This is a genomic window from Acinetobacter sp. 3657 (genome assembly GCF_031456775.1).
Taxonomy (GTDB): Bacteria; Pseudomonadota; Gammaproteobacteria; order Pseudomonadales; family Moraxellaceae; genus Acinetobacter.
Window position 1 is genome coordinate 48,560 of the sequence record NZ_JAVDVH010000014.1, and the last position, 22,337, is coordinate 70,896.

The following is a 22,337-nucleotide window of genomic DNA, read 5'->3' on the forward strand; positions in this document are numbered from 1 at the left end:
ATTGTCAAGTGATCAGATTATAATTGAATAAGTACTCTAACTTTTGTAGCAGAGGATGACCATGAGTCAGATTGCAGACAGTATCACCATTCGTAATACCACATTTAAAAACCGCATTATTAAAGGTGCGATGAGTGAAGCATTGGCCAATCATGAAGGACAACCCAATGATTTGCATATCGGGCTATATGAAGCATGGGCTAAAGGTGGTTTGGGCTGTGCTATTACAGGTAATGTCATGGTCAATATCGCTGCCAAGAACGAGCCTGGTGTCGTTGCAATAGAAACTGAACGTGATTTGGCAAGACTACAACAATGGGCTGCAGTCGGTAAAAAATACGGTATGGTACAGTTGATTCAATTGTCTCATCCAGGTCGTCAATGTCCAAAAGGTTTGAATAAAGAAACAGTTGCGCCTTCTGCTGTTCCATTTAGTCCGATGTTGGCGACGATGTTTGGTACACCACGTGAACTCAAGCATGAAGAAATTTTAGATATTATTCAGCGCTTTGCCACAGCTGCTGCGATTTGCGAGAAAGCGGGTTTTGAAGGCGTGCAGTTACACGGTGCACATGGCTATCTGATTAGCCAGTTTTTATCACCGCTGACCAATAAACGTACTGATGAGTGGTGTGGTTCGGTTGAAAATCGTATGCGTTTCTTGGTTGAAGCATATAAGGCTGTCCGTGCTGCAACCTCAGAAAACTTTATTATTTCTGTAAAACTTAACTCTGCGGACTTCCAACGTGGTGGGATTACTGAAGAAGATGTGATTACGGTATTCAAGGCTATAGATGCTGCTGGTATTGATATTATTGAAATCTCTGGTGGTACTTATGAAGCCCCGGCAATGGCTGGTGCTAAAGCGAGTTCTCGTAAGGCAAGCACGATTGCACGTGAAGCATATTTCTTAGAGTTCTCTGAAAAAATCCGTCAGCATGTTTCTTGTAAATTAATGGTGACAGGTGGCTTCCGCACTGTTGCTGGTATGAATGCTGCGCTTGAAAGTGGTGCCTGCGATTTTATTGGTATTGCTCGTCCATTGGCTGTTGAAACAGATTTAACCGATCGTTTAATCGCAGGTCATGATGTACGTTATGCGGTAAACCAAATCAAAACAGGCATTCCTTTTGTCGATAAAATGGCAATCATGGAAATCATTTGGTATGCGGCACAGTTCAAAGCGATTGGACAAGGTAAAAAACCAAATCCTAAATTGTCGCCGTTATTGGTATTCTTAAATTATGCAAAAGGGAATATCAAAGCCGTGGTGAAAGGGCGGGTTAATTCTCGAAAATCAGCCTAATGCTTTTAAGGACTCTTCGGAGTCCTTTTTAATTTTGATGTATAAATAATTTGATCTTCATTTAGAATATTCCTTTTTAAGGGGGTATCTATGATTTGGATCATTATTCTTATAATTGTATGCGCAATTTTTGTATTTGTTTTCGGAAATGTAAATAAAGGGAATAAAAAAGGAGAACGTAATCCTATAAAAGGCCGACGTCTCATCTCCATGAATGAACAACCAACATTTTTGAGACTTAGAGAGGCACTACCAGAGCACATTGTTCTAGCTCAGGTCGCGTTCAGTGCATTCATGACTGCTAAAGGATATGCAACCCGAAACTTATTTAACCGTAAGGTCGCTGATTTTGTTGTATTAGATAAACAGTTTAATGTTGTGGCAATCGTAGAGCTTGATGACTCATCGCATAAAGGAAGGGAAGCGAAAGATGCTGAACGTGATGCGCTGATAGCCGAGGCTGGTCATCGACTTATCCGTTATCAACGGACGCCTGATTTTGATCAAGTTAAAAAAGATTTTGGGGTCGGTTTGAGCAGCGTATCGATAGCTACGCCTATTACATTAGCTAAAACTGATTTTGTGTCTGATGCATTTGTAATTGAAACAGAATCAACCGAACAAAAAGGAATTTAATCTGTAAGCAATAAAAAAGCCACTGTCTTAAAAGATGCAGTGGCTTTTCCAAATTTGGCGTCCCTACGGGGATTCGAACCCCGGTTACCGCCGTGAAAGGGCGATGTCCTAGGCCTCTAGACGATAGGGACTTCTTGAGGTGGGTGTATATTAGGGTTCTGTCACCAAACTGTCAAGAAGATGAGGAGACAGTTTGTTCAAAATATAGCAAAACAGTTCAGCAGTCTTCTGTGTATCGTATAAAGCAGAGTGTGCTTCTTTACCATCAAACTCGATTCCAGCCTGAATACAAGCTCTTGCGAGGACGGTTTGCCCAAACATCACTGCACTAAGCGTAACGGTATCAAACACCGAGAAGCTATGAAACGGATTCTGATTTTTAGTGCCAGTGCGTGCAATCGCTGCTTGCAAGAAACCCAAATCAAAGTGCGCATTGTGCCCAACCAGTACGGCATGCGTACAATGTTGTGCTTTACGTACCTCAGTCAGTGACTTGAAAATACGGCGTAAAGCACTGCGTTCATCTTCAGCCATCGCAACACGCATTGGGTTGAAAGGATCAATACCAATGAAATCTAATGAGCGGCGATCAAGATTAGCACCTTCAAAAGGATTAATATGCGCTTGAAAAGATGGGCCAGGTACAAACTGCCCTTGTTCATCATAGACAATCGGAATGCATGCAATCTCAAGTAGTGCATCGGTCTGACAGTTAAAACCTGCTGTCTCAACATCAACAACAACAGGTAAAAAACCGCGAAAGCGCTGCCCTATGACGGGAGCTTTATTTTCTTGTGTCACACTTTTCTCCATTGCAGTGTTTTACCTGCATGAAGTGGAATGATTTTCTGGTCAGCAAGATAATCAAGCGACTCAGGAACGGTGTGTTCTTCTTTGACTAAGGTGATCGTCGTGGTATTACGTGGTAATCCATAAAAATCAGCCCCAAAATGGCTTGCAAAGCCCTCAAGACGCTCTAATTTTCCGACTTGATCAAATGCTTGTGCATAGAGTTCAATCGCTGATGGCGCACTGTAACAACCTGCACAGCCACATGCATTTTCTTTGGCATCTTGAGCATGCGGTGCGCTGTCCGTACCTAAGAAAAATTTAGGGCTACCACTGGTGGCAACTTCTAACAATGTCGTTTGATGTGTTTGACGTTTTAAAATCGGCAAGCAATAGAAATGCGGCTTTACACCACCTACCAACATATCATTACGATTAAATAATAAATGTTGAGGTGTAATTGTGGCAGCAACATTACGATCTTGTTCAACGACAAAATTCGCTGCATCACTGGTGGTAATATGTTCTAACACCACTTTTAATTTTGGGAATTGTCTCAGTAAAGGTGAAAGCACCTCATCTAGAAATCTTTTTTCACGGTCAAAAATATCAACATGATTATGCGTGACTTCGCCATGAAGTAATAGAGGCACTTGATGCTCTTCAAGTTGCTCAATCACTGCATACACTTTACGAATATCACTTACACCGTTATCAGAGTTTGTTGTTGCGCCAGCAGGGTAAAGTTTGATGGCATTTACATGATCTGATTCTTTGATTTTACGAACTTCATCAGGTGAAGTGAAATCGGTAAAATAAAGCACCATACGAGGGTCAAAATTATGCCCTTCAGGAACATGGGCAAGAATACGCTCGCGGTACGCTAAAGCCTCTTCTACAGTTTTGACTGGTGGAACAAGATTTGGCATACAAATCGCGCGGGCAAATTGTTTTGCCAAATCGGGTACTGTGCGTTTTAAAGCTAAACCATCACGTAGGTGAGCGTGCCAATCATCTGGTTGTAAAAGTGTAAGAGTATTCAAGGTGTACTTCAAACTTAAAAATAATACAAATAATAATGCATAAAGTGTGAAAATGGTAACTACAATTACGGATAAGTGGTTAAGTAAAGTGCACGACTGGATGTGGATTTGTGTTATTTTTATCCAGCATAAAAATACCGTATTATAAGAAGAGTAAAAAGGATGGAAAATCAATATGATCTTGAGCGGTTAAGGCGGTCTAAAGAAGCACTCGAGCAGCTCGTTGTCCAGCATTTTAAGTCAAAAAAAACCCATCAAGCTTTACCTGAAAAATTAGAAAATGAGTTCTGGCGGTTTAATATTGATCGAACACGCGTAAATGCGATCCAATTTTTTGGTCAAGGTGTGATCACCTATGCGATTTTTGTGTTGTTGATTTTGCCTTCTAACTTTATCGTGATTCGTGAAAGTGCAGATTTTGTCTCAGATTTTATCTATAGCATTTTGAGTTTAATCGTGGTTGGCATATCACTGTTTCTATTTTGGGTGTTTGCGCGCTTTAGAAAATTGAATGCTTTATTTTACCCCGCATCCTGCACCATTGTTTTTTACACTATTTTTCTGACCTCATTACTGATGATGAGCGTTTCAAATGTTGTTCTTCAAAATCAGGCAATGGTCTTGATTGCTTTCTTATATATGTTGGGTTTTATTCTAAGTGGTATTAAACCACTACATATGTTGGTAATCGGTACGCTTGCTGCCATCGCGATTTTACTATTTCTGTATTTATTTAAAATTCCTTGTGATTTCCTCATGATCGGGCGAACCTTGATTGGCAGTATATTACTTGGTTTTTCGATTAGTGTGATGCTCAACTCTAAAGAGCGACGAATATTTTTAAAGTCAAAAATCTCAGAAATAGATGAAAAAATTCTACGTTTACAAGCTTCTGAGTTATTGCATCTGAGTCAGCATGATGAACTTACTAATGTTTCAAATCGGCGTACTTTTGAAGAGATGTGCTCTTATTATTATGACTTAGCGTGTCAAGAGCAGACATCTTTATCTGTATTGTTTATCGATATTGATTATTTTAAAAATTATAATGATTTTTACGGTCATCAGATGGGTGATCAAGTGATTTCTGAAATCGCTAAAACCATAAAAGGTTCAATTAGACATATGGACTTTGTTGCACGTTATGGAGGAGAGGAGTTTGTAGTGCTTTTACCGCAAACGTCTGCGCAAGGTGCTTATGCTGTTGCGACGAATATATATCGTGCCATCGAGCGACAGCTGATTCCGCATGAAAAGTCTTTAGTTTCAAATCATGTCACCATCAGTTTGGGGATTACCGTTTTTAATGGAAATCCAAAAATTAGCCAAGAAGTGTTAATCCATACTGCTGATAAAGCGTTGTATCGTGCCAAACAATTAGGGCGCAATCAGATTTATTATCAACCATTACCAAATATCGAAGAAAATATTAACAATTAAAAAAACCGAAGATCAAATGAATGATATTCGGTTTTATTTTATTCAAACGATTTGAATTACTCTAAGAATCTTACAGTTACACCAGAACGAACTTTATTACCCAAATCATTGGCATCCCAGTTGGTCAAACGGATACAACCATGTGATGCAGTCTTGGAAATAAGTGATGGGTTTGGTGTACCGTGAATACCAAATGATTTCTTGCTTAAACCAATCCAAATATTACCGACAGGACCATTTGGACCCGGTGGAAGTGATAATGGCTTAAGATTTTTTCCTTGTACAAAGTTCGATGGCGAATAGCTGTACCAAGGGTTTTTAGCAACACCCGTTACTTTATAAGTACCCGTCGGAGAAGGCGTACTTGTACTGCCAATTGTTGCAGGAAATGACGCAATCATTTGGTTACGGCTGTTAAATAGATAAAGTTGTTTTGCGCCTTTGTGCGCCACAATTAAATGAATATCTTCAGGTAAATCGTTGCGTACATTTGCAACAACAATTTTTTGGCCCACTTTATTAAAGTTTGCTTTTGGGTTCAGTTGTCTAAGGAATCGTTCATCCATGTGAAACTTTTCACCTAACATTTCTGTTACGCGAGTGTAGTGCAACCCTTTCATTTTCGCTTGGTGAGCATAGTCTGAAGGAATTGAGTCAACATAAGGACCTTTTAAGTCCGCTTCAGTGATGGTGTATTCAACATATGCAGGTTTGGTTTGTTTGGCAACCAATGCATCCCACGTTTCTTTGGTGAGCTGACCTGTTGGTGTTAAACCATTCATTTGCTGGAATGAAGCAATTGCTTTTAACGTGTTTTGACCATTTGAACCATCAATTGCACCTGGTGAAGCATGCGCATTGTTTAACATCACATGTGCACGTGCATAAGCAGGCAATTGGCGTCTTGGCATATCTTCATACCATTCAGCGGAGTTAATGGCATCCATGGTCCAAGATGCAGGAACTTCTGGGGCTTGTGATGGCGTTTTAGATATAGTTGTTGCTGTATCTAACGTTGCTTCACGAGCTGGCGCTGCTGTTACAGCAGTTTCAGGTGTATTTTCTATTTTTTGAGCAACATCTGCTGCTGGGTTTCGACTAAGCTGAGGTTCAGATGCAGCAGATGTAACAGCACTACTACTTGGTGCTGCGTAATCAATTGCCAAAGGATCAATCGGATCTTGGACTGCAGAAATCTTTTGGGGATTTAATGCTTGCTCAGTTGTTGGCGCAGCAAAAGCAACATTAGCAAGAATACAACTTAAACTCATAGCGAGTAATGAGCGAACAAACATGTAATTCAACCTTAAGAATTATTCATTTAGGAATATAAGACTTTGCAAGTATTACAGAAAATGATCAAGCTTGCAGTAGCAATTTTGTGATCAAGCGTTTTTTTCGTCAGTTAAAGTCATGTACCGCATAGCATTATATATCTGGGACGATTTTTGCTATCATGCTTGCCACCTGAAAAAATTTAGAGATTGGTAATGACAACGTTGAAAAATGATCGTTTTTTACGAGCTTTGTTACGTGAACCTGTAGACACCACACCAGTATGGATGATGCGTCAAGCAGGGCGTTATTTACCAGAATATCGTGAAACTCGTGGGCAAGCAGGGGATTTCCTTTCCTTATGTAAAAATGCAGAATTTGCTTGTGAGGTGACCTTACAGCCTTTGCGTCGTTATGAGCTTGATGCTGCGATTTTATTTTCAGATATTCTCACTGTGCCTGATGCTTTAGGTTTAGGACTGTATTTTGAAACTGGAGAAGGTCCAAAGTTTCATAAAACCGTGCGTACTGAACAGGATGTCGCAAATTTACCGAAGCTAAATGCAAAATCTGATCTCGCTTATGTGATGAATGCAGTCTCTACAATTCGATCAGCATTAAATGGGCAAGTTCCTCTGATTGGATTTTCAGGTAGCCCTTGGACTTTAGCAACGTATATGGTTGAGGGTGGTTCGAGCAAAGAGTTTCGTTTCCTTAAGCAAATGATGTATGCCCAGCCAGAAGTGTTACATGCTCTACTAGATCATCTTGCTGATTCAGTCATTGATTATCTCAATGCGCAAATAGATGCTGGTGCACAGGCGATTCAGATCTTTGACAGTTGGGGGGGGGCGCTTGCTCACCGTGAGTATGTCGAGTTCTCGATGAATTACATGACCAAAATCATTGCTGGGCTGCAACGTGAAAAAGATGGACGCCGTATTCCAATTATCGTGTTTACTAAAGGTGGTGGGCAATGGTTAGAAACCATCCTCACGACTGGTGCCGACGCAGTTGGTTTGGACTGGACCACGCCGCTTTATACAGCGCGTGATGTGGTTGCTGGTCGTGCCGCTTTGCAAGGAAACTTGGACCCAGCTGTACTTTATGGTTCGGCAGCATCGATTGAAAAAGCAGTGAAAGCAATGCTTGATGATGCCTATGCCAATGGTGAAAAAACAGGTTATGTTGCAAACTTAGGTCATGGCATTACCCAATGGGTTGACCCTGCACAACCTAAAATCTTTGTTGATACTGTACATGAATACAGCCAAAAATATTTAGGCTGATATTTTTAAACGCATTTGAAGGGCGGATTTTGTGCAGTTAATTGGATTGGTACTCAGTTTTTTGACTAAGGCAGTTTCGGCTGCTTTATTCGGTATATTGCTTTTAATTGCATTTGCATTAACCGCCCCGATGGGTAGCCATGAATATTATGGCTTCTTTCGCTATGACTATCTGTTGTTTTATGCCTTAGTGATTCAGGTTTGCTTGTTGTATTTAAAGCTCGAATCATGGGAAGAAGCCAAAGTCATTGCTTTGTTTCATATCATGGCAATGGGAATGGAAGTTTTTCTAACTCATCCTGCCATTGCCTCTTGGCAATATCCGCAACCTGCCATTTTTAAATTATTAACAGTGCCTTTATTTGCTGGTTTTATGTATTCGGCTGTTGGCAGTTTTTTTGCTCGATCATTGCGATTATATCAAGTTTCATTCGAGAACCTACCCACTTTCGGCAATATGCTGTTATTGGCGGTGTTGTCGTATTTTAATTTTATGAGCAAATTTTTTATTCTAGATATTCGTATGGGGCTGTTTATTTGGAGTGTGTTGATTTTTTGGAAAACCAAATTGTATTTCCAACTGGATCAGCATCGTTTTAAAATCCCGATGTTGCCTGTTTTACTGTTGCTCGCATTTCTCATATGGATTGCGGAAAATATCAGTACTTTTTATAAAATTTGGCTTTATCCGAGTCAGGTCAATAATTGGCATATGGTGGGGTGGGGAAAACTTGGTTCTTGGTATTTATTGCTCCTGTTAAGTTTGGTATTGGTACTTAAAATCTTAGGGACTAGAGGTAAAAATGGAACTTGGCGATTGAAATAAATAGGCGCTTCTTTGATTTAATCAATTTATTTATAAACGGATCTGTATAAATATTTCAGCGATATTTCAAATTTCATTTGCTAAAAAAGTTGAACCTCGCTATTTTATTTTGTGTGTGTGACTTTCACGGCACGATAGCAATAACAAATATTGAAGAATAATTGATACTGGAGACTTTCTTATGTTAAAAAAAATTGCATTAGCTGCATTACTCGCTGCTGGTTCAACCATGGCAATGGCTGATAATGATGTTGGTTGTGGTGTTGGTACACAGGTATGGGCTGGTAAAAAAGGTGTTGGACCTAAAATTCTTGCTGCGACCACCAATGGTATTTTTACTAACCAATTACTAGGTATTACTTTCGGTACTTTAGGTTGCCGTCAAGGTGGAACTGTTACTGCACAAGTTGTGACGTTTACCAATGAAAATGCTGAGTCTTTAGCGCGTGATATGGCGGTAGGTCAAGGCGAAAGCTTAAATGTACTTGCTGAACTTATGCAAATTAAATCAGAAGACAAGGCACGCTTCTTCGCAGTATCTAAAGCAAACTTTGCTGAGATTTACTCAAGCGAAAATCAACACACACTTCAAGTTCTAGATTCATTACAAAGTGTAATGGCAAATGATGACGTATTAAAAGCTTACGTTTAATCAGAAATGGTAGTGAACCCTGTCTTTTTGACAGGGTTTTCTTATATGGAAATTCTAAAAATATATTGTTGATGTGAATGAAATTAGCTACTTTTGCGATTGCGACTTTGATGTGCCATTTTGCACATGCGACTGTTACACCAAATATTCAAAACTATCTTAACCTTGCTGAACAAAAACAATTAGATCAACAGATCACTTGGCAACGCTTAATGTATGCAGATCAATCTGGAAAAAGTGAAGTCGACTATCAAGGCTACTTTTATGCTGAAGATGGTAAAACTAATTTAAATAAAGAATTAAAAGCGGATATAAAAGCATTATTTCTAGAGTCAGCAGATAATCAGTCATTTCGATGCAAGTTTCCTGCGCGTAGTCGTTGGTTAATGCAACAGTTAAATATTGATGTCAAACAACTACCAGCGGTGAATTGCCCTGAATTTGAAGAATGGATCAATCAGATTAATCCTTATAAAGCGACATTGATTTACGCAACCGATTTTATGGGCAATCCAAGCTCAATGTTTGGACACACCTTATTGCGTTTAGACCCAAAAGATCAAAAAGAATTAAATTTGGTTTCTTATGCAGTGAATTATGCTGCAACTGTTAACAACCAAGATAACTGGTCTTATGCATGGAAAGGTTTGACAGGACAGTATCCTGGTGAATATTCTTTGATGCCGTATTATCGGAAAGTAAAAGAGTATGGTGACTTTGAAAGTCGAGATTTGTGGGAATATGAGCTGAATTTAACCGCTGAAGAAACACGATTTTTGGTTGAACATATTTGGGAAATGCAGCATGTGAGCTTTCCTTATTATTTTGTTAGTGATAATTGTGCTTATCGTTTGCTGGGGTTAATTGATCTGGTTCGTCCAAATTTAAACTTAAAAGCTCAATTTAATTATGCTGCGATTCCAATTGAGACGCTTAAAGCTGTAGAGCAGCAGAAGTTGGTTAAAGACATTGTTTATCGTCCTGCATTAGAAACGCAATTGCTTGCTCAAGCAAAACAACATGGCACAGCCTTAGCCAAAGTCGCACATCAAGTTGCATTTTCACCGATCGAACAAGTCTCGGCTGTCTTGGTATCTTATATCCCCCAAGATCAGGCTAAAATCCTAGAAATGGCATACGATGATTTGTACTTGCAATATATTAGCAATAAAGCAGACGGTGATGTCGCCCAAGTTCATTTGCGACAATTATTGGCTAAACGTAGCCAGATTCAGATCGATAAACAACGTCAAGAACCTGCACGACCAAAGATTCAACCTGTTGAAGGGCATCATGCTCGAAATCTATCTATAAATGTAGGTGAAGTGCAAGGACAAAAGTTCGTTGAGTTGGGGCATCGTCAAGCCTATCACGACCTTATTGATCCATCTGGTGGCTATCGATTGGGTACACAGCTACTGTTTTTAAATGGTGCACTACAATACCGTGATGACCAACTGAAACTTGAACACTTAGATCTATTGGCTGTGAATTCTTATAACCCGATTCAGCCGTTTAAAGCACCACTCACGTGGGGATTTAATTTAGGTTGGAAGCAAGAAGCCGTCGAAAAAGGACAGTTTAGCCAAGATCAGCAACATGGTGTTATGAATCTGAATATGCAAGCGGGCTATAGTTTGGCGGATTACGATCGTCAGCATCTCTGTTATGCACAATTGCAAGGGCATCTGCAAGCTGGAAGTGCATTAGACAAAGGTTGGCGTGTTGGAGTAGGACCAACCTGGGGTTGTATGAATCAATGGTCCGATCAGTGGAACAGTCTGCTACAAGTTGAGTTGCCTTACTGGCAGGATCAAAGTCAATGGAATCTAAGAATAGGGACGCATGTTCAGTATAGTTTGAATGCGAATAATGCGCTGCGTTTGAATTGGCAATATGAACAGCAAGATAGTAAGGATTGGACGAAAGTAGGGTTGGGGTATGTTCGCTTTTTCTAAAGGTTTAATTGGATGAGTGTGGTTCTAAATGATCACACTTCAACTATGACATAATATTTTTTAACTGCCTCAATCACTTCAAATGTACCAATAAATGCAGGAGGAATAATCCCTGCATTTCCAGCAGTCACCTCAATAAACGAAGCTGTTTTGGCATCGTGGATACGCACAATACCTTCAATGACTTGAAAGAACTCCTGCTTATTGTCCGCAAACTGGATATTCCATGCACCTACTTCACATTGCCAAATCCCGCAGCTCATATGCGCATGTTCATATAGGCTATAAGTCAGACGTTCAGGATTGCCTTTAACTAAGCGGTCAGGGCGAGGGTAGTCTACACTGGCTTGATTCGGTGTTAAATCACCATGACCTGCTAAGTAAATAGATGACATGTTCTTCATGCTCAGATCGGTTATTAATAACTTTCAGGAACTGCACTCAAAAACTCACGACGTGCATCTTTATCTGTTTTAAACTCACCTACGAAAGATACGGTACGCGTGGTTGACTCTTGTTTACCCACACCGCGCATCATCATACACATATGCGCGGAATCGATGACCACAGCTACACCACGTGCTTGAGTAACTTCGGCAACGGCTTCTGCGATTTGCTGGGTCAAGTTTTCTTGAATCTGCAAACGACGTGCGAACATTTCAGTAATACGCGCAAATTTTGATAAGCCTAAAACCTGACCTTCAGGTAGATAAGCAATATGCACGCGACCATAGAATGGGAGAAGGTGGTGTTCACAAAGCGAGTAAAACTCGATGTTCTTCACCAATACCATTTCATGGTTATCGGAAGGGAAAACCGCATTATTGGTTACTTCTTCAAGCGTTTTACTATAACCAGAGGTTAAAAAAGAAAAAGCTTTAGCCGCACGCATAGGGGTATCTTGTAAGCCCGGGCGAGTTAAATCCTCACCAACGGCAGTTAAGATGTTTGCGTACGATTGCTGCATAGACATAACAATGTTCACTTAGGTGGGTTGAACAAAACGGGAATTGTATCAGAAAACGATTGAAAAAATTAATTTTGAACCAAATGCCGATTATTGTTTGTACTTTGGGTTCTTTTCTGCGCGTTTAAGCAGCACGAGAACCGCGCCAGTACCGCCCTGGGTCTCAGGTGCACTGACAAAAGCGAGTACATCGCGATGTTGTCTGAGCCATCCATTGACATAGGTTTTTAAAATCGCTTCTGGGCCTTTGCCGTGTACAATTTTAATGACATTTTGATTTTCATCTTTTGCCATTTGGATAATTTGTAACACCGCAGCGCGTGCTTGTTCAACGGTACAGCCGTGTAAATCGACCGCTTCAAACCAGCGAATTTTACCTGCTTTGAGGTCTTCAAAAACTTTGTGCTGCAAAGTGGCGATGCGATAGCTGAGCGTGGCTTGGCTTGCGACAGGGTTTAAGATGGCTTGGGTATCAGAGATTTCTGCTAACTCATGTTCAATTGAGCCTTCAGCCGCAGCGCGTTTTGCTAAAGTTTGTGCATCTACTTTTTTGCGACGAGCAGGTTTAACATCAGCAATATTGTCATTGGCGATCGGTTTCACACCTTGTAATGCTTTTTTAAAAAGCTCAGTGTCTTCTAATTCTTCAGCAACGGCTTGTACCTTTTTCGATTCGGCTTGTTGCTCGATCTTGCTCGTTTGTGGCTGAGAGATTTGCTTTTTAAATTGTTTCAGTAAATTAAACTGATCTTTAGAAAGCGATGAATCATGTTTGCTCATAATTTCAGTTAAATATGCGAGATAGGTGCAGAATTATAGTCTGAATCTGCGATAATTTAAAAAATTACCATCAAATTAAGACAAGTTTAAGAAACCATTTTTGTCCAGTAATACTTTTAGCTCAGGCGTTGATGTATCAAATAATTCACTTAAGATAATATATGGGTTTCCTTGTAAATTTAAAGCTTGGGCAAAAGCAGGTTCAGTTTTTATTCCCTGTTGTTTTAGCTCTAAAATACGTGTTTTAAATTTTGTATTTGCAAGTTCAAGCAGTCTTTTTTCAATATGAAAATGTCGATAGGCATATTGTTGAATAATCGGTTGGGTGGAACAAAAGACTTCTATCTCCCAGCATCGATACGAAAAACTGCATATATAGATTTCAGGATTGTGTTCCCATGAGTTAAAAGACCAATGATCTAAATGCTGGAAACGCTGTAATGCTAGTTTTAAACTTTTAAATTGATCAATTTTGTAATGACAAATTAAATCGATATCACTATTTTCTGTTTGAATACCTAAAGGAGGTGTTCCGACTAGATATACCTGAAAAGGGTTTAGCATTTTCAAAATATCGAGTTCGGATAAAACCGCTTCATAAGGTGTTTTGGGATTTTTCATAAATTAAATAATTCAGGCTCAGGGCAGAATTTTACTTTCAACTACTTATTTTAAACTAACTCAGGTTCACCAAATAATTCAGCAAATGCTTGATCAGGACGAGGCTGTTTCATAAAACTTTCACCAACAAGGAAAGTATGAATATCATTGGCTTGCATCATCTCTACATCAGCAGGCGTGGCAATTCCACTCTCAGTGACCAAAACACGAGAAGTTGGTAGTAATTTTTTCAAACGCAATGATGTATTTAAATCCACATCAAAGGTTTTGAGGTTACGGTTATTCACACCCAAAATACATTGCTCAGAAAGCTTTAAAGCGCGTTCGAGTTCATATTCATCATGTACTTCAACCAATACGTCAAGCTGATGCTCAAATGCAGTCTTAGACATTTCTTCAAGTTGTTGATCAGATAAACATGCCACGATTAATAAAATACAATCCGCTTGTAATGCACGGGCTTCAACAACATTATACGGATCAACCAAGAAATCCTTACGTAATGCAGGCAAGGCACAATGATTACGTGCAATTGCGATATTTTCATCAGCACCTTGGAAGAAATCCACATCGGTCAGAACCGATAAGCAGGCCGCACCCGCTTGTTCATATTGTTGTGCAATTTCAGCAGGATTAAAGTTTGCACGAATAATGCCTTTTGATGGAGAGGCTTTCTTAATTTCAGCAATTACAGCAGGGCGTTTATGCTGTAAAGCCTCGGCAAAACCACGAACAGGAGTTGCTTCTTTTGCCCATTGTTCAACATCATGCAAGCTACGTTGTTTTAAACGTGTAGCAAGTTCCTCATGTTTGCGGTCAACAATTTTACCTAAAATGGTATTTTGAATATCGATCATGAGAAATCCTTAGTCTGCCTGATATTGTTTCAATGTTTTGGTAAATTCAGCCAAGATACTCATTTTTTCGAGGGCTTGACCGCCGTAAAGAATATCTTGTGCCAGTTCAACTGCTTGTTTATAGGTTTTAGTGAGTCCTGCAACATAAATCCCAGCGGCTGCGTTCAGCGCAATCATATTTGCGGCTTTTTCACCAATTTCAGATTTGTTACGGCCTAAAGCATCTTTGATCAGCTTTAAGCTTTCTTCAGAACTATTTACCACTAAACCAGTGAGTGTTTGAGATGGAATCCCGACGTCATCAGGGGTCAACATCCATTCTGTAATTTCGCCATCTTTTAATTCAGCAACTACGGTTGGTGCTGCTAGGCTGATTTCATCTAAACCATCTTTAGAATGTACAACCAATACATGCACAGCGCCAAGCTGTTTTAAAACTTCTGCGATTGGTCGGCAAAGCTCATCTGAAAAGACACCAATGACAAAACGATTTACGCCAGCAGGATTGGTTAAAGGTCCCAATAAATTGAAAATACTACGAATGCCTAGTTCACGACGAGGAGCAACTGCATATTTCATTGCTTTGTGGTGATTGGGTGCAAACAGAAAACCCACGCCCATTTCACGGATACAACGTTCAGTTTGTTGCATGTCCAAATCAAGCTGGATGCCCATTTGTTCAAGCACATCAGATGAGCCAGACTTACTCGAAACACCACGATTTCCATGTTTAGCAATGGTTGCACCAGCTGCTGCAACCACGAAGCTTGATGCTGTTGAGACATTAAATAAGTTTTGACCATCACCGCCCGTTCCGACGATATCAACAAGATGTGGAATATCACTGACATCAATTTTAATGGCGAACTCACGCATGATCCGTGCGGCAGCAGTGATTTCATCAATACTCTCACCCTTCATACGCAACCCCATCATTAGTGCGCCGATTTGAGCATCAGTTGCTTCACCTTGCATGATACTGCGCATGACATTTTCCATTTGCGACTGGGTCAAATGAATGTTTTTAGTAATGTGATTGAGTGCCTGTTGGATATTCATAGTCATGAGTTACAGCATTATGATTGATTAAAAATTTAAGAGTAGAATAGGGGTTGATCGCAATGGGTTCGGTATGACCTTGGTGTAATACATGCTTTCAAAGCGAGTGAGTTATGTTATCAGAAAATAATGCAGATTTTATAGGCTTTAAATAAAAACTATGTGATGCCTTAAATTTAGACATATTGCTATAATTTTCAACTATTATGCTGTTTTGATTAATGAACTTCTTTACCGAACGATTCTGTTTGTCTTTGTGGGGATTTTTACATGCGTGTCAGTCAACTTTCCTATTATCCAGTGAAATCATGTCGAGGCAATAAATGCATTGAAATGGAAATTGATGCCTTTGGGCCAAAGTGGGATCGCCGATGGATGATCGTTGATAAAGATGGTCGTTTTGTTACACAAAGGCAAGTTGCTGAAATGGGACAAATTGGGGTGTCTATTTCTTCTGCAAGTGTAAGTTTTAGTTATCAATCTGAACAGATCGAACTGAGTATGCTTGAAGCGCAAGGCCAAAAAGATGAACGTTTAGTGACCGTATGGCGCGATCAGCTTATTGGAAATCGTATTGATCATCCAGTGAATGCTTGGTTGAGTCAAAAACTGGGGCGAGAAGTGCAATTGGTCTATATGCCGCAAGAGACTGTTCGCCAAGTTGATTTGGAATATGCAGAGTTAGGTGATCGAGTCGGTTTTGCTGATGGTTTTCCATTTCTGATCATCAGTGAAGCATCGGTAGGGTTTCTTGCTGAAAAAGTGGGCTACCCATTAGATGTGCAGCGATTTAGACCGAATATTGTGATTTCTGGATGCGAAGCATTTGCCGAGGATCAATGGAAACAGATTCAAATTGGTGAAGTGACGTTTGATTTGGTTAAACCGTGTTCGCGCTGTGTTATTCCAACCATTGATTTGGAGACAGGTCAAAAGCAGCCAGCAGTGATGCAGGCGATGTTGGCATATCGTAAGCAGGGAAATAAGGTCATGATGGGACAAAACGCCCTGCATCGAGGAGAAGGGATGATTGCAATTGGACAAGAAGTTCAGATTCTAAAGACGGTGTAGCTGCATTTTAGTTTTGATTTATCGGCTGAAAAAAATGCCAATCGATTGGTGTCGATTGGCATAATCATTTCTAGGTTTGTTGAGGCTGATCTTCTACAGGCGTTCTGACTCCCAATATTTGACTGGTTGCTGTACCAGCAGTCATAGAACCATTCACATTCAAGGCAGTACGTCCCATATCAATCAGTGGTTCGATTGAGATCAGTAAAGCAACAAGCGTGATTGGTAAGCCCATGATTGGCAAAACAATCAGCGCTGCAAAGGTTGCGCCACCACCAACACCAGCCACGCCGATCGAACTAAGTGTAACGATGACAATCAGTTGTGCAATCCACAGTGGATCAAGGGGATTGATGCCGACGGTTGGTGCGACCATCACCGCGAGCATTGCTGGATATAAACCAGCACAACCATTTTGTCCAATCGTTGCACCAAACGATGCAGAAAAGCTGGCAATACCTTCAGGTACACCGAGTTGCTTAGTTTGGGTTTCAATATTCAGAGGAATACTGGCTGCACTTGAACGGCTAATAAAGGCAAAGCTTAAAACTGGGAATGCTTTTTTAAAGAAATCGATAGGGTTTACGCGTACGAATAGTAATATAAGCGCATGTACGAGTAACATGATCGCCAGACCCAAATAAGATGCAATGACAAACTCACCTAATTTAACAATGTCCGCTAAATTTGCAGTAGCGACCATTTTGGTCATCAATGCAAGCACACCGTAAGGGGTAAATTGCATAACTAAACGGACGAGGCTAATAACCAGTGCTTGTAGTGCTTCGATACCATGACGGATTCGCTCGCCATTCACAGTATCTTTTTCCATGAGTTTAAGTGCAGCAACACCGAGAAAAGCAGAAAATATGACGACACTAATAATTGCAGTCGGGCGAATCCCTGTTAAATCAGCAAAAGGATTTTGTGGGAACAATGAAAGCAATAATTTGGGTACATCTAAGTCTGCAACTTGACCCACATATTGACTTTCTATTGCGGCTAAACGTGCGGTTTCTTGTGCGCCTTGAACTAAGCCCTCAGCTGTTAGACCAAATAAATTGGTAATACTTGCCCCAACGAAAGCAGCTATTGCAGTGGTTGCTAATAAAATCCCAATCACCAATACACTGATTTTTCCGAGAGAGGTGGTTTGGTGTAATTTGATCACGGCACTTAAAATTGAAATAAAAATGAGTGGCATGATCACCATTTGTAACAGTTGCACATAACCATTACCGACAATGTTGAACCATGCGACAGAATGTTCCAGAATTTGACCATCACCATAAATGGTTTTGAGTGCTAAACCGAAGAAAATACCAACCACCATACCGATCAGTACTTTTTTGGCCAAACTCCAGTCATGTCGATACGTGAAAAACAATCCTGCTAGCAGCAGGATAAAAACAAGAATATTCAATAAAACTAATGTATTCACAATAAGTATCCTGATCTTTGCTTCAGGCGAAGTGTGCTAAAAAATGACTTAAGATTTTAGCACCCGATTGTTGTTTAACTTAATCATTCCTATCACTATGCTTAATCTAAAAAATGAAAAAGCAACTGATGAATGCTGCAAACAGCAGTTAAATTAATTTTTGAAAACATATGAAAAGTGTATTAATTATTGAAAAATAATGATTTGTTTTAAATTAAAACTTTTCCGATTAATTTTAAAACTGGAAATTTTGCCTGTATGTATAGGTTGTATATGCTTTTTATATGTTCAAAATAAAAACAGCCTATTCATTTAAATAGGCTGTTGGAACTATAAATTTGAAACTAAATATCCGTTTAAGCGTAAATATCGAGAAAGTTTTTGAAAATCTGATGACCATGTTGGCTCAAAATAGACTCAGGATGAAACTGAACCCCTTCAATTGGCAGTGTTTTGTGTTTTACGCCCATGATTTCTTCAATCGTACCATCTGTTTGGTTGGTCCAGCACGTGACTTCTAAACAGTCAGGAAGCGTTTCTTGCTCAATCACTAATGAGTGATAACGCGTGGCAGAAAAAGGTGAAGGCAAATCACTGAAAATACCTTTATCACTATGATGCATATCGGATAAGCGTCCGTGCATGACTGTTTTTGCACGAATAATATTTCCGCCGAAAGCCTGTCCAATGGCTTGATGACCTAAACAGACACCGAGTAAAGGAATTTTGCCTGCAAAGTGATTGATTGCAGGAATGGAAATTCCTGCTTCGCTTGGAGAGCATGGACCAGGACCAATCACCAGATATTTCGGCTGCCATCGCTGTATATCCTCTAATGTGACTTGATCATTACGAACAACTTTTACTTCTTGATTCAACTCGCCAAAGTATTGAACGATGTTGTAAGTAAATGAGTCATAATTGTCAATCATTAGAAGCATTTTAGATTCAACCTATTGATTATATTTGAGATTTTAACATGTGGTCTTGTTTGTTACCGACATTGTTACTCACTTTAATAAAACTGGCTATGTATAAATAGAGAAGCCGCTTTATTTAAGCGGCTAATGTATCAGATTTTGATTCCCTTGTGACCACCTCATTCACGTATGAATCGAGGTACTTACGATGGCCGTGGAGTCAGTGTGGGGCTGGAAGCTTCTATTAACCAGATACAAGCGTTTTACATTCAGTTTAAAAAGAACCGCCCAAGTGATGGATTTTATCGACAAAACATCCTGTAAAGCTCAGGGAACAGCGAGATAAATACTCCATTGTGTAGTTGTACTTTAAAAAATTATTAAAAACATTTCATATTTTATTGACGCAGTTCACACTTTTATTTATATTTGAGACTTACTTTAATAAAAAAGTAAACAACAATAACCTTAATTCAGCGCAAAACAAGAATCAAGGTGAAACCCACTCTCTTTTAGAGGGTGGGTTTTTTAATGGGTGAGATTTATGACTGAAAGTGAAAAAGAGTCTTTAGCTGATTTGCGTATTGATCTGTATTAAATTGTGAGTAATTTAAAAAAGCATTGTAGGTTAGCCTTAGATCTCGATGAGCTAACATCTGCAATCGGAGCAATGAGTTATTGGGCAAGCATTTAAACATGTTTAGTGAAAAGGTTGAGCACCCATACAATTATATAAGACAGGGGCGCGATAATATGCTTCTTCTCAATCATTAGAAGTATGATTATAACTTTCTGAAAATTTTAACTTTATTGTGCTTTTTATTTCGATGAATCTATTTATAAATTGATACGATTCAATATCCATGCGTATGAAGGAGGATTGAGATACAGAGGGTAGGAAATAATCGTAACAAAAACAAATGATCAATGGTGAATATTTCGAGAGCAGATGATTTTTACATAGATAAAGTAACCGACTAAAATTGTGTTTAAAAAGACCAATAAATTTTTATAATTGAAAGGTTTGAAAAAATAAATGACAAGTGAATCGAAAGTCTAAATGAATTGAATGGAATCAAGTTGAAAAGAATGATATAAAAACTCAGTTTATGCTAAAGAATGGCGTAATTGGCACTACATTAGTTCTTTGATATGTATTTATGCACCATTTTGGATCGCATTGTCTATTTTGGGGATGCATTAAAATAGAAATGTTTAAATATGGTGCATTTGCAAATAATGGGCAAGATATATAGATATTGAACATGGAGCTTAAATCATTTTTTCTGCAAAGAATTTCAATGTTTTAGGTACGCTTTTAAATTGTTGGTATGATAATTGCTATTTATACACCAACAACTAACACGCACTTAACGAGTGCATAAAAATTCATTGGAGCAAATGAGCATGGCGAACAAGGTCCTTCAACTCATCAAAGAAAGCGGCGCAAAATGGGTCGATTTTCGCTTTACTGATACCAAAGGTAAAGAACAACACGTAACTTACCCAGCTGATACGATTGATGAAGATACATTTGAAGACGGTAAAATGTTTGATGGTTCTTCAATCGCTGGCTGGAAAGGCATTGAAGCATCTGACATGATCTTACGTCCAGACGCTGAAACTGGTTTTCTTGACCCGTTCTTTGCTGAGCCAACAGTTGTTGTGACTTGTGACGTAATCGAACCATCTACTGGTCAAGGTTACGAGCGTGATCCACGTTCGATTGCTCGTCGTGCTGAAGAGTATTTAAAATCTACAGGTATCGGTGATACTGCATTCTTTGGTCCAGAACCAGAATTCTTCGTTTTTGACGAAGTAAAATGGGACATCGACATGTCTGGTGCACGCCATACATTGATCGCTGAAGAAGCTGCTTGGTCTACAGGTAAAGACTTTGAAGCGGGTAACTCTGGTCACCGTCCACGTGTGAAAGGTGGTTACTTCCCAGTTCCTCCTGTTGATTCTCATCAAGATATGCGTGCTGAAATGTGTGCACGTATCGAAGACATCATGGGTCCAGGTCGTGTAGAAGTACATCATCACGAAGTTGCATCTTGCCAGTTAGAAATTGGTGTGAGCTTCAATACTTTGGTTCGCAAAGCAGACGAAGTTCAACAATTCAAATATGCAGTTTGGAACGTTGCTCATCAATATGGCAAAACTGCGACATTCATGCCTAAGCCAATGGTAGGTGATAACGGTTCTGGTATGCACGTTCACATGTCAATCGCTAAAGATGGCAAGAACTTGTTTGCTGGTGATGAATATGCTGGTTTGTCTGAAATGGCATTATTCTTCATTGGCGGTGTAATCAAACACGCTCGTGCATTAAATGCGATTACTAACCCTTCTACAAACTCGTATAAGCGTTTAGTTCCACATTACGAAGCACCAATTATGCTTGCTTATTCAGCGCGTAACCGTTCAGCTTCTATCCGTATTCCATATGTTTCTAACCCTAAAGGTAAGCGTATCGAAGCACGTTTCCCTGATCCAATGATGAACCCGTACTTAGGTTTTGCAGCATTGTTGATGGCTGGTATTGACGGTATCCAAAACAAAATTCACCCAGGTGAAGCTGCTGATAAGAACTTATATGATCTTCCTCCTGAAGAAGAAGCGAAAATCCCAACTGTAGCGCACAGCTTAGATATGGCGATTGAAGCACTTGAAGCGGATCATGAGTTCTTGTTGAAAGGTGGTGTATTCACTAAAGAAATGCTTGATGCATACATCGAACTTAAAACTGATGATGTTCGTCGTCTTAACACGACAACTCACCCAGTTGAATTCGACATGTACTACAGCTTGTAATACATTCCGATTCAAAAAGCTCGCTTCGGCGGGCTTTTTTATTGAAAAATTCATGTAAACTAATTGCGATGTTTTTAGTGAGCCGAGCATGCGCAATTTACAACCAAGCAGAATAAAGGGCAGGGACATTCCACCTGAATTAAAAAAATGGTTGTATGCATCGGGTTCACTCACTCAACAGCTCACTGACCTTGGCGCAGGAGAGTTTCGTGTTGAACGAATTAAAGAGCATTATCAGCGTTTATCATTTGTTGATAGTCAGTGGATGAATATGCCACACACCCATATTGCATGGGTTCGTGAAACTTATCTATACGGTTCAGAACAGCAGGCTTGGGTGAAAGCAAAAAGTATTTTTCCAATTTTAAGTCTGCAAAAAAAAGCACGATTATTTAAACATATTGGAAATAAACCCATTGGTTGGTTTTTATTTCAACGAACAAATCCAGCTTATGAACGCCGTGTAATTCATCTTGCTGATGGTTGGACGCGACAAAGTTGTTATACGTGGCATGGGTGTAAATTTATCGTACAGGAAACATTTTTGCCCGCATTTGAACAGTTTATTCGACAGCATTGACTCTAAGGAT

21 protein-coding genes and 1 tRNA gene are annotated in these 22,337 nt (G+C 39.6%); 10 read left to right on the forward strand and 12 right to left on the reverse strand.

Translation table 11 applies throughout. From position 1 onward, the window contains the following. Window positions 1–61: 61 nt before the first annotated feature. Window positions 62–1,306 (forward strand): NADH:flavin oxidoreductase/NADH oxidase family protein, encoded by a 1,245-nt coding sequence (locus tag J2Y37_RS13495; RefSeq protein WP_349033136.1) that lies wholly within the window; start codon window positions 62–64, stop codon window positions 1,304–1,306. A gap of 90 nt (window positions 1,307–1,396) precedes the next feature. After that, window positions 1,397–1,942, forward strand: a complete 546-nt coding sequence (locus J2Y37_RS13500) for a DUF2726 domain-containing protein (RefSeq protein WP_349033137.1) — start codon at window positions 1,397–1,399, stop codon at window positions 1,940–1,942. A gap of 55 nt (window positions 1,943–1,997) precedes the next feature. On the opposite strand, the gene J2Y37_RS13505 is transcribed toward J2Y37_RS13500, so the two are convergent. From J2Y37_RS13505 to pyrC, 3 genes are all read right to left on the reverse strand, one after another. After that, a tRNA-Glu gene (locus J2Y37_RS13505) sits at window positions 1,998–2,073 on the reverse strand. Window positions 2,074–2,092: 19 nt separating this feature from the next. Next, window positions 2,093–2,743 (reverse strand): ribonuclease T, encoded by a 651-nt coding sequence (gene rnt / locus J2Y37_RS13510; protein ID WP_349033138.1) that lies wholly within the window; start codon window positions 2,741–2,743, stop codon window positions 2,093–2,095. Continuing rightward, window positions 2,740–3,774, reverse strand: a complete 1,035-nt coding sequence (pyrC, locus tag J2Y37_RS13515) for a dihydroorotase (RefSeq protein ID WP_349033139.1) — start codon at window positions 3,772–3,774, stop codon at window positions 2,740–2,742. The genes rnt and pyrC overlap by 4 nt, the downstream gene beginning before the upstream one ends. A gap of 162 nt (window positions 3,775–3,936) precedes the next feature. Here pyrC and J2Y37_RS13520 point away from each other — a divergent pair, with 162 nt between their 5' ends. Further along, a complete protein-coding gene (locus J2Y37_RS13520) occupies window positions 3,937–5,214 on the forward strand; it encodes a GGDEF domain-containing protein (protein ID WP_349033140.1) in 1,278 nt (425 codons plus the stop codon). Window positions 5,215–5,270: 56 nt separating this feature from the next. Here J2Y37_RS13520 and J2Y37_RS13525 read toward each other — a convergent pair whose 3' ends face one another. Next, window positions 5,271–6,509, reverse strand: coding sequence for a L,D-transpeptidase (locus tag J2Y37_RS13525; protein WP_349033141.1), 1,239 nt, complete (start codon window positions 6,507–6,509; stop codon window positions 5,271–5,273). A 195-nt stretch (window positions 6,510–6,704) separates the two neighbouring features. On the opposite strand from J2Y37_RS13525, the gene hemE reads away from it, so the two are divergent. From hemE to J2Y37_RS13545, 4 genes are all read left to right on the forward strand, one after another. Next, complete coding sequence (hemE, locus tag J2Y37_RS13530; RefSeq protein ID WP_349033142.1) at window positions 6,705–7,778, forward strand: uroporphyrinogen decarboxylase; 1,074 nt, start codon at window positions 6,705–6,707, stop codon at window positions 7,776–7,778. Window positions 7,779–7,809: 31 nt separating this feature from the next. Next, a complete protein-coding gene (locus J2Y37_RS13535) occupies window positions 7,810–8,604 on the forward strand; it encodes a DUF817 family protein (protein ID WP_349033143.1) in 795 nt (264 codons plus the stop codon). A gap of 181 nt (window positions 8,605–8,785) precedes the next feature. Then, window positions 8,786–9,256: a DUF3015 family protein gene (locus J2Y37_RS13540; protein ID WP_004670517.1), complete on the forward strand. Its 471-nt coding sequence runs from the start codon at window positions 8,786–8,788 to the stop codon at window positions 9,254–9,256. A 77-nt stretch (window positions 9,257–9,333) separates the two neighbouring features. After that, the gene (locus J2Y37_RS13545; RefSeq protein ID WP_349033144.1) at window positions 9,334–11,214 is read left to right on the forward strand and encodes a DUF4105 domain-containing protein; all 1,881 of its coding nucleotides are present in this window, start codon (window positions 9,334–9,336) and stop codon (window positions 11,212–11,214) included. 32 nt (window positions 11,215–11,246) lie between these two features. Here J2Y37_RS13545 and J2Y37_RS13550 read toward each other — a convergent pair whose 3' ends face one another. The 6 genes from J2Y37_RS13550 to trpD form a co-directional block, all read right to left on the reverse strand. Then, window positions 11,247–11,609, reverse strand: coding sequence for a cupin domain-containing protein (locus tag J2Y37_RS13550; protein ID WP_349033145.1), 363 nt, complete (start codon window positions 11,607–11,609; stop codon window positions 11,247–11,249). A 23-nt stretch (window positions 11,610–11,632) separates the two neighbouring features. After that, the gene (gene folE / locus J2Y37_RS13555; protein ID WP_034595062.1) at window positions 11,633–12,187 is read right to left on the reverse strand and encodes a GTP cyclohydrolase I FolE; all 555 of its coding nucleotides are present in this window, start codon (window positions 12,185–12,187) and stop codon (window positions 11,633–11,635) included. Window positions 12,188–12,271: 84 nt separating this feature from the next. Beyond that, on the reverse strand, window positions 12,272–12,961 hold the full coding sequence (locus J2Y37_RS13560; RefSeq protein ID WP_349033146.1) for a Smr/MutS family protein: 690 nt from the start codon (window positions 12,959–12,961) through the stop codon (window positions 12,272–12,274). 75 nt (window positions 12,962–13,036) lie between these two features. Next, window positions 13,037–13,582 (reverse strand): DUF4269 domain-containing protein, encoded by a 546-nt coding sequence (locus tag J2Y37_RS13565; RefSeq protein WP_349033147.1) that lies wholly within the window; start codon window positions 13,580–13,582, stop codon window positions 13,037–13,039. Window positions 13,583–13,632: 50 nt separating this feature from the next. Then, window positions 13,633–14,439 (reverse strand): indole-3-glycerol phosphate synthase TrpC, encoded by an 807-nt coding sequence (gene trpC / locus J2Y37_RS13570; protein ID WP_349033148.1) that lies wholly within the window; start codon window positions 14,437–14,439, stop codon window positions 13,633–13,635. A 9-nt stretch (window positions 14,440–14,448) separates the two neighbouring features. Continuing rightward, the gene (trpD, locus tag J2Y37_RS13575; RefSeq protein ID WP_349033161.1) at window positions 14,449–15,498 is read right to left on the reverse strand and encodes an anthranilate phosphoribosyltransferase; all 1,050 of its coding nucleotides are present in this window, start codon (window positions 15,496–15,498) and stop codon (window positions 14,449–14,451) included. 270 nt (window positions 15,499–15,768) lie between these two features. On the opposite strand from trpD, the gene J2Y37_RS13580 reads away from it, so the two are divergent. Further along, on the forward strand, window positions 15,769–16,569 hold the full coding sequence (locus J2Y37_RS13580) for an MOSC N-terminal beta barrel domain-containing protein (RefSeq protein WP_349033149.1): 801 nt from the start codon (window positions 15,769–15,771) through the stop codon (window positions 16,567–16,569). A 70-nt stretch (window positions 16,570–16,639) separates the two neighbouring features. Here the strand turns inward: J2Y37_RS13580 and J2Y37_RS13585 are convergent, their stop codons facing one another. Further along, window positions 16,640–18,010, reverse strand: coding sequence for an L-cystine transporter (locus J2Y37_RS13585; RefSeq protein ID WP_349033150.1), 1,371 nt, complete (start codon window positions 18,008–18,010; stop codon window positions 16,640–16,642). 356 nt (window positions 18,011–18,366) lie between these two features. After that, window positions 18,367–18,951: an aminodeoxychorismate/anthranilate synthase component II gene (locus J2Y37_RS13590; protein WP_349033151.1), complete on the reverse strand. Its 585-nt coding sequence runs from the start codon at window positions 18,949–18,951 to the stop codon at window positions 18,367–18,369. A 1,386-nt stretch (window positions 18,952–20,337) separates the two neighbouring features. Here J2Y37_RS13590 and glnA point away from each other — a divergent pair. Next, window positions 20,338–21,747 (forward strand): type I glutamate--ammonia ligase, encoded by a 1,410-nt coding sequence (gene glnA / locus J2Y37_RS13595; protein WP_004670529.1) that lies wholly within the window; start codon window positions 20,338–20,340, stop codon window positions 21,745–21,747. 88 nt (window positions 21,748–21,835) lie between these two features. Further along, window positions 21,836–22,327, forward strand: coding sequence for a chorismate lyase (locus J2Y37_RS13600; RefSeq protein WP_004670537.1), 492 nt, complete (start codon window positions 21,836–21,838; stop codon window positions 22,325–22,327). Window positions 22,328–22,337 lie beyond the last annotated feature (10 nt).